The sequence below is a fragment of the Clostridium brassicae genome (genome assembly GCF_026738875.1).
Lineage (GTDB): Bacteria > Bacillota > Clostridia > Clostridiales > Clostridiaceae > Clostridium_H > Clostridium_H brassicae.
In genome coordinates, this window is the sequence record NZ_JAPQFJ010000030.1 from 14,325 (window position 1) to 27,340 (window position 13,016).

Here is a 13,016-nt window from a genome sequence, read left to right on the forward strand (position 1 = left end):
ATGAAAATTTTAGTTGTGGGTTCTGGAGGAAGAGAGCATGCTATTGTGTGGAAGGTTTCACAGAGTAGCTTAGTAGACAAAATTTATTGCGCTCCTGGTAATGGTGGAACGGAAGTAGAAGATAAGTGTGAAAATGTAAATATATCTGATATAAAAGAGCTTGCTAAATTTGCTAAAGAAAAAGAAATAGATTTAACTATTGTTGGTCCTGAAGTTCCTTTAGTAGAAGGAATTGTAGATGTTTTTAAAGAAAATAACTTGAAAATTTTTGGACCTTCAAAGAAAGCAGCCGCACTAGAGGGAAGTAAAATATATTCTAAAGACTTTATGAAAAAATATAAAGTTAAAACAGCTGAATATGAGGTTTTTGATAATAGTAAGGAAGCATTTAATTATATAAAAACATGTTCCTACCCTGTAGTAATTAAAGCTGATGGCCTTGCAGCAGGTAAGGGAGTTATAATATGTCAAAATGAAAAAGAAGCAGAAGAAGCTGTTAAAACTCTTATGCTTGACGATGAATTTAATGGAGCTGGACTTAAAATTGTAATTGAGGAATTTTTAGAAGGTGTAGAAGCATCTATATTATCAGTTACTGATGGAGAAACTATTGTACCATTTATATCAAGTAAGGATCATAAACAAATTTTTGATGGAGATAAAGGACCTAATACAGGAGGAATGGGAGTAATTGCACCTAATCCTTATTGCAATGAAGAAGTACTTGATTCTTTTAAAAAGGATATTTTAGAAACTACTTTAAAAGGAATAAAAGAAGAAAAGATGGATTTTGTAGGAACTATATTCTTTGGAATTATGATAACTAAAAAGGGAGTTTATCTTTTAGAGTATAATGTTAGAATGGGAGATCCTGAAACGCAAGCGGTTCTTATGCTTATGGAAAGTGATTATGTACAAATTATGTTAAAGGCTTTAAACAAAGAATTAGCTAATTACAATGTGAAATGGAAAAAAGGTGCTTCTTGTTGTATAACCTTAGCTTCAGGTGGATATCCAGGGAAGTATGAAAAAGGCTTTAAAATAAGTGGAATTGATAAAGTTCAAAATAAAGTTTTTGTTGCAGGAGCTAAGAAGAGTGGAGATAAGCTTTTAACAAATGGAGGAAGAGTTTTATCAGTGGTAGCAAGTGGTGAAACTTTACAAGAGGCAAGAGAAAAGGCTTATAATGATGCTGAAAAAATCTCCTTTGAAGGAGTTTATTATAGAAAAGATATTGGAGTTATTAGATAAAAGGCTTTGTTTCATGTACTATAAAACATTTGCTAGTTGCTAATTTCTAAAACAGAATAAAAGTTTCGTTATACATTTAGAATTTAGAGATTAGGAAAAGTAGTTTTACAAAATTAATAATAACTGATAGGAGACGATGGGATGAGAAGTAATGTAAGAAGAATATTTGCAGAGAAAAAACCTCATTTTGATGTTGAGGCAAAGGGACTCCTAAAGGATCTTAGAGAAAATTTAAATATAAAGAATTTAGAGGATTTAAGAATATTAAATCGTTACGATATATCACAAATAGATGAGGAAGAATACAAGAAGGCTAAAAATATAATATTCTCTGAACCTACCGTAGACTATGTTTATGATGAATGTGTAGATATCAAAGAAGATGAAATAGTTTTTGGAGTAGAATATTTACCAGGACAATATGATCAAAGAGCAGATTCAGCAGCACAATGTCTTCAAATATTGACACAAAATGAAAGACCAGAAGTAAGATGTGCAAAAGTTATAGTTTTAAAAGGTGATTTAAAAGAAGAAGAAATTTTAAAAATAAAATCTTACTATATTAATAATGTAGATTCAAGAGAAGCTTCTCTTGAAAAAGTAGATAGCTTAGAAACAGAAAATCATATTCCTTGCGATGTAGAAATTCTTGAAGGATTTATAGATAAAAGTGAAGATGAAATAAAGGAATTCAAAGAACAACAAGGTCTTGCTATGAGCTTTGAAGATATATTATTTTGTCAAAAATATTTTAAAGAAAAAGAGAGAAGAAATCCTACTATTACAGAGATAAAAGTTATAGACACATATTGGTCTGATCATTGTAGACATACTACTTTCAATACTAAAATAGAAGAAGTAGAATTTGAAGATGGAAAATATACTCATCCTATTAAAGAAGCATACAACAAATATTTAGAAGCTAGAGAATTTGTATATAAAAACAATCCAAAAGATATGTGTCTTATGGACATAGCTGTAATGGGAATGAAAGAACTTAGAAAACAAGGAAAACTAGAAGACCTTGAAGAATCAGATGAGATAAATGCTTGCAGTATAGAATGTGATGTAGAAGTGGATGGAAAAACAGAAAAATATTTAGTAATGTTTAAGAACGAAACTCATAACCATCCAACAGAAATAGAGCCTTTTGGTGGAGCAGCTACTTGTCTTGGAGGAGCTATACGTGATCCATTGTCAGGGAGATCTTATGTTTATCAAGCTATGAGAGTTACAGGAAGCGCGGATCCTAGAAAACCTATTGAAGAAACTATTCCTGGAAAGCTTTCACAAAGACAAATTACAATAAATGCAGCTCATGGATATAGTTCTTATGGAAATCAAATAGGTCTTGCAACTGGTCATGTAGCAGAAGTTTATCATGAAAATTTTGTAGCTAAAAGAATGGAAATAGGTGCAGTTATAGCAGCATCACCAAAGGAAAATGTTATACGTTTAGAACCCAAAAAAGGTGATATAGTAGTTTTAGTTGGTGGTAGAACAGGTCGTGATGGATGTGGCGGAGCTACAGGTTCGTCAAAGGAACATGATGAAACTTCTATTTTAGAATGTGGTGCAGAAGTGCAAAAAGGTAATGCACCTACAGAAAGAAAGATTCAAAGACTTTTTAGAAATGAACAAGTTAGCAAAATGATTAAAAGATGTAATGATTTTGGTGCCGGTGGAGTTTCTGTGGCTATTGGTGAATTAAGTGATGGTCTTAATATAAATCTTGATTTAGTTACAAAAAAATATGAAGGCTTAGATGGAACAGAGCTTGCTATATCAGAATCACAAGAAAGAATGGCTGTTGTTGTAACAAAAGAGGATGTAGAAAAATTTATAGAATATGCTAAAGAAGAAAATCTTGAAGCCAATGTAGTTGCAGAAGTTACTGATAATAATAGACTTGTAATGAGCTGGAGAGGTAAAAATATAGTTGATATAAGCAGAGAATTTTTAGATACAAATGGTGCACTTCAAAGAACTAACATTAAGGTTGAAAATCCGTGCGATACAACTCATTTTGATTTAAAATCTATAGACAATATTGAAAAAGCATGGTTAGAAAATCTTCAAAATTTAAATGTATGTAGTCAAAAGGGATTAGTTGAAAGATTCGATAGTTCTATAGGGGCTGGAACTGTGCTTATGCCTTTTGGTGGTAAGTATCAAGCTACTCCGTCAGAAGTTATGTGTGCTAAAATCCCTGTTATGAATGGAGAAACTTCAACAGGTACTTTAATGTCTTATGGATACAATCCTAATATAGGCATGTGGAGTTCTTTCCATGGAGGATTATATGCTGTTATAGAATCTGTAACAAAAATCGTTGCTGCAGGAGGAGATTATAAAAATATAAGACTTACTCTTCAGGAATATTTTGAAAAACTTTATTATAATCCTGAAAAATGGGGCAAACCATTTGCAGCTTTACTTGGAGCCTTTTATGCTCAAAAAGCTTTAGAAATACCAGCAATAGGTGGAAAAGATAGTATGTCTGGTACTTTCAAGGACATAAATGTACCTCCTACTTTAGTTTCTTTTGCAGTAGATGTGGTAAATACAGATAAAGTTATTTCTTCTGAATTTAAAAAATGCGGAAATAAAGTTGTTCTTTTAAGAACATCTAAGGATGAATATTTAATTCCTAATTTTGAAGAATTAAAGAAGAATTATTCTATAGTTAATAAATTAATAGAGGAAGGAAAGGTTTTATCAGCTTCTTCTATTAAAAATGGTGGTATTGCTGAAGCTGTATCAAAAATGTGTTTTGGAAATAAAATAGGAATGAATTTTTCACATAATATAAAGAAAGAGGAACTTTTTTCTGAAGATTATGGTTCTATAATATTAGAGTTAGACAGTAGTGTAGAATTAAAATCAGACTTTAATGGAGCAAACTATATAATTCTTGGATTCACTTCTTCTAAAGAAGAAATAAAGTTTGGTGATATAGTAATGCCTATAAATAAACTTTATGAAAAATGGCAACAACCTTTAGAAAAAGTATTCCCTACTAAATTAGAGGAGCAAAAAGAAGAAGAAGATGGAAACAAACCTGTAGATGTAACTTTTAATAGCAAGATAATTACAAGTCCTAAGTTAGGTATTGCAAAACCTAAAGTGTTTATACCAGTGTTCCCAGGTACTAATTGCGAATATGATCTTGAAAAAGCTTTCAAAAAAGCTGGAGCACAAGTAGAAATCGGAGTATTTAGAAATATAACTCCAAAAGATATTGAAGAATCTATAGAGAACATGACTAAATCTATAAAAGATTCACAAATGATTATGCTTCCAGGGGGATTTAGTGCAGGTGACGAACCTGATGGTTCAGGTAAATTTATAGCAGCAGTATTTAGAAACTCAAAAATAAAAGAAGCTGTTATGGAACTTTTAAATAAAAGAGATGGATTAATGCTAGGAATATGCAATGGATTCCAAGTATTGATAAAGCTTGGGCTAGTACCTTATGGAGAGATAAGAGACATGGATGAAGAGTGTCCAACTTTAACTTTTAACAAAATAGGAAGGCATACATCCAAGATAGTAAATACAAAGACAGTATCAAACTTATCACCATGGTTAAATAAAGTTCAGGTTGGAGATATACACAGTATAGCTGTTTCTCACGGTGAAGGAAGATTTGTTTGTAATGAAAAGTTAGCAGAAAATCTATTTAAAAATGGGCAAGTAGCTACTCAATATGTAGATTTAAATGGAAATCCTAGCTGTGACATAGAGTTTAATCCTAACGGGTCTATGTATGCAGTAGAAGGTATAACAAGTCCGGATGGTCGTGTTTTTGGTAAAATGGGGCACTCAGAAAGAATCGGAAAAAATGTTTATAAAAACATCATAGGGGAAAAAGATCAAAAGATTTTTGAAAGTGGAGTAGAATACTTTAAATAATAAATAAGTAGTAAATAGTATAATTTAATTTTAAATTCTGTTTTAAAAGAGTGTTGTTTTTTACACTCTTTTAAAATTTTTTGGAATTATTTTTGAAATTATACGGGATCAGCAATTTATTAAAGCGTAGCCCAATTTTAGAAGATTGATATTCATAGTAAATAATGGTACAATTTATCCGATGCCTAACCATTTTAATACTCTCATCGCACTTTGTGAAAGGGATTCGCACCAAATGGAAGATTTGGACTCTCTGCTTTTCTTTAAAGTGGGGGTAAAGAATGGCACGAGACACTGGATAACGGTTTCTAAGGGGTAGAACTCCTAAGAATCCTGTTTATGAGTATATTATTTACTAAGCATTATCAATAAAGCAAGGCAGGTGTTTATGAGTGGAAAGTAAACCATCAATTAAGAATGTTGCAAATATATTAGGAGTTATTTCTTCAACAATAGCTGTGGTTATGATTTTGCTTATATTAAATTGGCTTTTTGCTATAACCCCGTATCAAAAGTTAGAAGGATTTCCTTTATTAATGACTATATTCACAAGTCCCATAGGGTTTGTTTTAGGAATCATATCTATAAAAATCTCATCTAACAAGTTTGCAAAAATAGGAATTATAGGTAATGTAATATTATTTTTGCTACCCTATGCATATTGGTTTTTGGGAACTTTGATTTTTGGACCTTAATAGAATATAAGGTTAATTTTTATATCAGATTGTTGCAATTTAAATTTATGAATTGTAGCAATCTGATTTTTTTATATTTTTCTTTCATTTTGTATATAAAACGAAAGAAAAAAAACGATTTTATTATGTAGAAATAAAGAGTATATTGTTGACTTATGAAAAATAAGATGCTAATATAGCAATTAGAAAATTTGTAGATATATTTATATCATATAGATCCGATAATATGGTTCGGAGGTTTCTACGAGAATACCCTAAATTTTCTCACTATGAATAAATGTATATAAGTTGTTACTAATTCTAGTAAAGGATGCTTATAGCCATTTACTAGAATTTTTTTATACTTTTTTATCCGATGTCTAACCATTCTAATACTCCCATCTTTTTTAGTGGGAGTATTAGAATGGCGCAACTTTGGATAATGTTTTCTATGCTTAAGGTAGAGTTTTAAACTTTATCTGAAGCCAAGAAATTTATTTATAGGGAGGATACATAAATGGAAACTACAAATGAAGGAAACAATTCATTTTTTGAAAGGATTTTTCAACTATCTAAAAATGAAACTAATGTAAAAACTGAGGTTTTAGCAGGATTTACTACTTTTATTACAGTGGCTTATGCACTTTTAGTAATTCCTAATATATTGAAATTTTCTGGAATGAACGCTTTAGGTGCTAAAGGAGATGCAGCTGCCTCTATAATAATGGCAAATGATCCTATAGTAAGTTCAGCTTATGTTGGAACTTGTATAGCCTCAGCTTTAGGAACACTTATTATGTCTTTTTACGCAAATTTACCTTTTGCTTTAGCACCAGGATTAGGACTTGTTTCATTTTTCTCATATAGTGTCTGTATAAAACTTGGATATACATGGCAACAAGGTCTAGCAGCGGTTTTAATTTCAGGTATATTATTTATAATAATAACTGTAACTTCTATAAGAGAACAAATAGTAGATTCTCTTCCAGAAAATTTAAAACTTGCAATAACAGGGGGAATAGGATTATTTGTTGCCCTTATAGGTTTAAAAAGTGGAGGAATAGTAGTAGCTAATCCAGGAACTTTAGTGGGGTTTGGAAGTTTTACAGATAAACATGTTATACTTACCTTAATAGGAATTGTTGTAATAGCCATACTTATAGCACGTAATGTAAGGGGAGCTATGCTCATTGGAATAATAATAACAACTATAATAGGAATTCCTATGGGAATAACAAAATTATCAGGTGCAAGTTTATTTTCTGTTCCTACTATGGGGAAAACTTTTATGGCATATGATTTTAAAGGTCTTTTATCTCACGGTGGAACTGGATTTTTAGGTGCAGTAATAAGTATTTTAATGGTAATTATAACTTTGAGTTTAGTTGATTTATTCGATACTATTGGAACATTAGTAGGGACAGCACAAAAATCAAATATGATAGAAACTGATGGAAGAGTTAGAAATATGAGAAAAGCTTTATTTTCTGATGCAGTTGGAACTACAATAGCTTCAGGATTAGGTACAACAACTTTAGCAACAGTTGTTGAATCAGCAGCAGGTATTGCAGCTGGAGGAAGAACGGGACTTACCACTTTAGTAGTTGGAGTACTATTTGCAGTTTCAGTATTCTTCAGCGGAGTTGTAGGAATTGTGCCAGCAGAAGCAACTTCTCCAGCGCTTGTAATTGTTGGTATCCTTATGATGGGAGCAGTTAAAAAAATAGATTTTGACGATTTTACAGAAGCTCTTCCTGCATTCTTTACAATAGCGTTTATGCCATTTAGTTACAGTATTGCTAATGGAGTAGCAGCAGGAATAATATTCTACCCTATAATGAAAGTAGTAACAGGAAGAAGAAAAGAAGTTCATCCTATAATGTATGTTATGGCCTTCTTATTCATATTAAGATTTATATTACTACCGGAATAATTAATTTTTATATATTTAGAATTAAGTTTTTAAGGAGTTATTTTTCTAGACTATGTTTTAGGGATTTGTTGAGTTCGTATAATTTGGAAAATGATTTTAAATGCAAGTCGCTGTTTTTGCAATTGAGCACCAAATAGACGACCTTATAATAAGGTTAACTATTTGGTGTTTTTGTATATAAATAATAATAAATTTTTATGAAAAAGATTACTGATTGCTTATTCAAATAGAGCCTACGAAATATATATTTTATATACATTTCATACTATTTATATCCTCCCAAAATTCTAGAAGTGCTTAAAAGTGTATAGGTTTAAACAAAGCTAAAAATAAAAAACTATTGTTTACAAAGGCAAATATTATATATAATATAGGTTAGTGAATGATTAAACTTAGCAAAATAAGATTAATTACTTAATTTTACAGTAAATAAGCAATACTTTAATATCATGTAAATGTTAAGCCAAATTCTAAAATTAGGATCATATAAAGGAGGAAATAAGTTGAGAATAGCAGTAATATCAGATATACATGGTAATATAAAAGCACTTGAAGCAGTGTTAGAAGATATAAAGAAAAGAGAAGCGGATACAATAGTTTGTCTTGGAGATTTAGTTGGATATGGCCCTTTTCCTAATGAAGTTGTTAAACGAATAAAAGAAGAAGATATTTTAAATATAATAGGGAATTATGATACTGCTGTGGTTTGGAATGATATAAAATATATTCAGGATAATGAACTTAATAGAAATTTTGCATTAGGTTGGTCTGTAGCTGAAGTAAGTGAAGAAAATAAAAAATACCTAAAGAGATTGCCAGATGATATTGTAATCGCTGATAAGGGAAAAGTTATAACTTTTGTTCATGGTAGTAATAGAAGTGTAAATGAGTATTTAAAAGAAGATTCTAATGAAGCAAAAGAAGCCGTAGAAGAATTAAAGGGAGACATTTTGGTCTGTGGTCATACTCATCTTCCTTATGAAAAAAGATATGGAAATAAAATTTTAATTAATGATGGAAGTGTTGGAAAACCTAAAATAGGCAATCCTAATTCTACATATTGTATTTTAGAATTCGATGAAAATACTGAAAAGGTAGAATTTATTGAAGTGCCTTATGACTATGAAAGTGTTGCTAAAGCAATGGAAGAGAGGAATTTTCCAAAGAAATTAATAGATTCAATAAGAAACGGAAAATAAAATTACCGTAATTTAGAATTAAGTTTTTCTAGGGCACCTTTATTTTAGCCCATGTTTTAAGAAATTGTTGACTTCGTATAATATCGAAAACAATTCTAAATTTAGTATAACTTATATAGCTAAGCTTTCGTAAACTCGCTAAGGCTCAAACATACGAAAGCTTTTAACGCTTTATAAGTTATACTAAATAAGAATTGTAATTTCTCATTATAATGAAGCCAACAATTTAAAAACATATACTAAAATAAAGGTGCTAAGAAAACTAAAATTCTAAAAACAAAGTATTAGTTTATATTTGTTTTGATATATCAGGAAATCAGCTGAAACATGAGTTTTTCTTAACGTAATAATAAATTTTCAGGACAAGAATTTCTAATGCTCGTTCAAATGGTTTCTACGCAATTTATATTTTGTATTCGCTTAAGTTATTTACGTTCTAGTAAAGTTCAGTATATAGTTGATAAATTTAGCCTATGTTTTAAGAAATTGTTGACTTCGTATAATTTCGAAGACAATTCTAAATTTAGTATAACTTATATAGCTAAGCTTTCGTAAACTCGCTAAGGCTCAAACATACGAAAGCTTTTAACGCTTTATAAGTTATACTAAATAAGAATTGTAATTTTTCATTATAATGAGGTCAACAATTGAAAAACATATACTAAAATAAAGGCGCTAAGAAAACTAAAATTCTAAAAATAAGGTATGGTATTAGATACTGTATTTAGGAAAGGAGGATTAGTGAGGATTTAAAATTCAATATAGATATTCTCACTAAAACAAATAATGAATTCAGCAGAATATTTTATAGAAAATTTAGAAATGATTGCTCATCCAGAGGGTGGATATTATAAAGAATCTTTTGTATCAGAAGAGGATATAAGGGGTAGAAAAGATAGAAAATTATGGACTAGTATATACTTTTTATTGAGAAAAGGGGAAGTTTCTAATTTTCATAGATTAAAATCAGATGAAATGTGGTATTATCATTCAGGATCTCCACTAACTATATACATGATAAGTTCAGAAGGAGAACTTACTGAAGAAAAATTAGGATTAAATATACAGAATGGAGAAAGACCACAAATATTAGTACCTAAAGATTATATATTTGGTTCAGCTATGAATGAAGAAGGATATGCATTAGTAGGTTGTATGGTTTCACCAGGATTTCATTTTGATGACTTTGAATTATTTAAAAGAGAAGAACTTTTGAATAATTATCCTAAGTATAAAGAAATAATCAATAAGTTAACTAGAGAATAGAAAGTGTAACGTTTTATTATAATAAACTTAATCAACAATTAAAAAATAGCTTAAATACTATTGTTACTGATTAATAGTTGTTAATATCTAAAAAGAAAATGAATTTTAAGGAAATGTGATTACATTATTAAAAGCATAGCCTTATAATTTTAATATACTGAGGGTGGTGGAATAAATGAGAGTTGCTTTAGGGCAGATAGATGTGAAATGGAAACAAGAAGAAGAAAATAAGAATAAATGCGAAGAGTTTATAAAAAGGGCAGTTGAAAATAAAGCTGATTTAGTAGTTTTTCCTGAGATGACTTTGACAGGAGTTTCAAATAATATAGTCTATTTAACTAAGGTTAGTGAAGATTCAGTAAAATTCTTTAAAGATATGACTAGTAAATATAATATAAATATATGTTTTGGATATGCAAAACCTTATGAGGATAGATGCAAAAATAATCTAGTTGTACTATCTTCTGAGGGAAAAGAACTTGCAGAATACACAAAAATACATCCATTTTCTTTTGCTAGCGAGGATAAATATTTTGAGCCTGGATGTGAGTTACAGTTTTTTAAACTAAAAGATACTACATTAGCAACTTTTATATGCTACGATTTAAGATTTCCAGAGATATTTCAGGCTGCATCTAAAAAAGCTTCAGCATTAATTGTAATCGCTAATTGGCCTAAACCTAGAAGAGAACACTGGATAAGTCTTCTAAAAGCTAGAGCTATAGAAAATCAATGCTATGTTATTGCAGTAAATAGGGTAGGAGATGTTAAAGGCCTTATATATAGTGGCGACTCTATGGTTATAGATCCATTAGGTAATGTTATTAAAGAAAGCTTTGAAAAAGAAGAGTTGATAATTTGTGATATAGAACCAGAGAAAGTTGAAAAAGTAAGAGAAAAATTTCCTTTAAAAAATGATAGAAAAGAAGAATTTTACGCTAAGTTATTTACTGAATAGTTGATTTACAAAATTATATTTTTCATTTTAAATTTTTAATTATGAGATTCTCTCATTTATTTTTATTTATAATAATTGAAAATAAAAAATAATCTTATAAAAATTAAACAGCAGCCCATATAAAAGCTGCTGTTTTTAAGTGATTAAAAGAATAATAAAATAACTTTTTATTTAAGGTCTAAAAATTAGGTTAGATAAATAGACTACTTAATTTAAAGAATCATGTCTATTTTTTAAAGAAATAAAGTTTCCCATCTTCAATAGAGCAGTCAATTAAATCTTCTTCTTGAAGATAAGCTATAAATGCTGATAAAGATGAAAGGTTAAGGAGGTATTCTTTAACATCTACTTCTATATCATTTAAAACTATTATATTTTCTAAAAGATCCTCTCTTGTATATGGTTGATCTAATAAGTCTAAAATTGTATCACAAGTTCTTCGTATATTATCTTCATTGATTTGTATTAATTTAAGAAGTTCGTCTTTATTTAAAATATCTTTACCATGGCTTATTACAAAAAAGTCTGCATCTATTTCTTTTAATGTATTTAGAGTATTTAAGCTTGCACTTATATCAGATAAAAAAGGGAAAGGGTATTTTTCTAAAGTTTCCATACTGAATATAGAATCTCCAACAAAACATACTTTTTCAGGAGTTATTATTCCAATATGATCTAAAGAGTGACCACTTAAATTTATAATTTCAAATTTTTCGTCGTTAATTTTATTAGAACCAGATTCTAAAATATAATCCACATCACAAGATTTTTTAGGTTTAAGCAATTTTTTAGATGGTGATGCGGAAAAAGGTATTATAGAATGTAGATCAGGATTTTCTATATAGAGCTTCTCTTCAATGGAAGCATATACAAGAGTACCTGGATAAGCTTCTTTAAAATAATTATTTCCTCCACAATGGTCTGTATGACTATGGGTGTTGATTATATATTTAGGATGAAGATTATTGGACTTTAAAACTTCATCAATTTTTCTAGCTATAGTATTATTAATTCCAGTGTCTATTAATAAACAAAACTTATTTTTATATGTATATACTCCGATATTAGTGTTAGAAGGTATATAATAAGTATTTCCTTTAATTTTAATAAGCTCCATGAGTAACACGTCCTTTACTTTAAATATCCTTAGATTGTCCTATGATTAGTTATGAAAATAAATATAAACTGTTCACTATTTAGAATTAAGTTTTCAAGGGCTCATTTATTATTTCAGCTCATGTTTTTAAATTGTTGATTTTCTATAATTTCGAAGACAATTCTAAATTTAGTAAACTTAAGTAGCTAAAATTTCCTAACTCGCATAGCTGAAACAAGGAAATTTATTAACGCTTCATAAGTTATACTAAATAAGGATTGTAATTTCTTATTATAATGAACTCAAAAATTTAGAAACATATATTAAAATAAATAAGCCGTGAAAACTAAAATTCTAAATATAAGTAACTATTATATGTACTTATATTTGTTTAACAACCTAATCATATAAAAATATAGCATAAATAAAATGAAATAACAAATAAGGAAAGTATAGATATAATATAGTAGATCGATACAAGTATTTAAAGTATATTTGGTATTTATAATTTTATGTAAATTAGGCCATTCTTTGATAATATATTATAAATTAATTTAAATAAATCTTTGATTTTTATTTTAAAGCTTAGTAATCTTGTAATTACCTAGATTTCGTACAAATATAAAAATTATATTTTCATATAATTACCTGTTAATATTATTCAATATATTCCATAGTCGCCCAGATTTTTAGGCGGAGCCTACTGGAATAATTCCACAGAATT

Annotated in this window: 8 protein-coding genes and 1 riboswitch; of the genes, 7 read left to right on the forward strand and 1 reads right to left on the reverse strand. The window is 29.1% G+C overall.

Translation table 11 applies throughout. The features are described from left to right. The 7 genes from purD (at position 1) to OW729_RS17975 (ending at position 11,196) form a co-directional block, all read left to right on the forward strand. Positions 1-1,251: a phosphoribosylamine--glycine ligase gene (purD, locus tag OW729_RS17945; protein ID WP_268062921.1), complete on the forward strand. Its 1,251-nt coding sequence runs from the start codon at positions 1-3 to the stop codon at positions 1,249-1,251. Between the two features lie 141 nt (positions 1,252-1,392). Continuing rightward, positions 1,393-5,166, forward strand: coding sequence for a phosphoribosylformylglycinamidine synthase (locus OW729_RS17950; RefSeq protein WP_268062922.1), 3,774 nt, complete (start codon positions 1,393-1,395; stop codon positions 5,164-5,166). Between the two features lie 392 nt (positions 5,167-5,558). Next, a complete protein-coding gene (locus OW729_RS17955) occupies positions 5,559-5,861 on the forward strand; it encodes a hypothetical protein (protein WP_268062923.1) in 303 nt (100 codons plus the stop codon). A gap of 188 nt (positions 5,862-6,049) precedes the next feature. Further along, a riboswitch (purine riboswitch) is annotated at positions 6,050-6,151 on the forward strand. Positions 6,152-6,357: 206 nt separating this feature from the next. Continuing rightward, positions 6,358-7,773 carry an NCS2 family permease gene (locus OW729_RS17960; protein WP_268062924.1) on the forward strand — a complete coding sequence of 472 codons (1,416 nt, stop codon included), beginning with the start codon at positions 6,358-6,360 and terminating at the stop codon, positions 7,771-7,773. Between the two features lie 503 nt (positions 7,774-8,276). Continuing rightward, the gene (locus OW729_RS17965; protein WP_268062925.1) at positions 8,277-8,972 is read left to right on the forward strand and encodes a metallophosphoesterase family protein; all 696 of its coding nucleotides are present in this window, start codon (positions 8,277-8,279) and stop codon (positions 8,970-8,972) included. Between the two features lie 786 nt (positions 8,973-9,758). After that, on the forward strand, positions 9,759-10,238 hold the full coding sequence (locus OW729_RS17970) for a cupin domain-containing protein (RefSeq protein ID WP_268062926.1): 480 nt from the start codon (positions 9,759-9,761) through the stop codon (positions 10,236-10,238). Between the two features lie 175 nt (positions 10,239-10,413). Beyond that, positions 10,414-11,196, forward strand: a complete 783-nt coding sequence (locus OW729_RS17975; protein WP_268062927.1) for a carbon-nitrogen family hydrolase — start codon at positions 10,414-10,416, stop codon at positions 11,194-11,196. A gap of 226 nt (positions 11,197-11,422) precedes the next feature. On the opposite strand, the gene OW729_RS17980 is transcribed toward OW729_RS17975, so the two are convergent. Continuing rightward, positions 11,423-12,313: an MBL fold metallo-hydrolase gene (locus OW729_RS17980; RefSeq protein ID WP_268062928.1), complete on the reverse strand. Its 891-nt coding sequence runs from the start codon at positions 12,311-12,313 to the stop codon at positions 11,423-11,425. Positions 12,314-13,016 lie beyond the last annotated feature (703 nt).

Excerpts from the sequence above, each read along its gene's own strand:
- purD (WP_268062921.1), top strand. The coding sequence starts at position 1 with ATGAAAATTTTAGTTGTGGGTTCTGGAGGAAGAGAGCATGCTATTGTG.
- OW729_RS17950 (WP_268062922.1), top strand. The coding sequence starts at position 1,393 with ATGAGAAGTAATGTAAGAAGAATATTTGCAGAGAAAAAACCTCATTTT.
- OW729_RS17960 (WP_268062924.1), top strand. The coding sequence starts at position 6,358 with ATGGAAACTACAAATGAAGGAAACAATTCATTTTTTGAAAGGATTTTT.
- OW729_RS17970 (WP_268062926.1), top strand. The coding sequence starts at position 9,759 with ATGAATTCAGCAGAATATTTTATAGAAAATTTAGAAATGATTGCTCAT.
- OW729_RS17975 (WP_268062927.1), top strand. The coding sequence starts at position 10,414 with ATGAGAGTTGCTTTAGGGCAGATAGATGTGAAATGGAAACAAGAAGAA.
- OW729_RS17980 (WP_268062928.1), bottom strand. The coding sequence starts at position 12,313 with ATGGAGCTTATTAAAATTAAAGGAAATACTTATTATATACCTTCTAAC.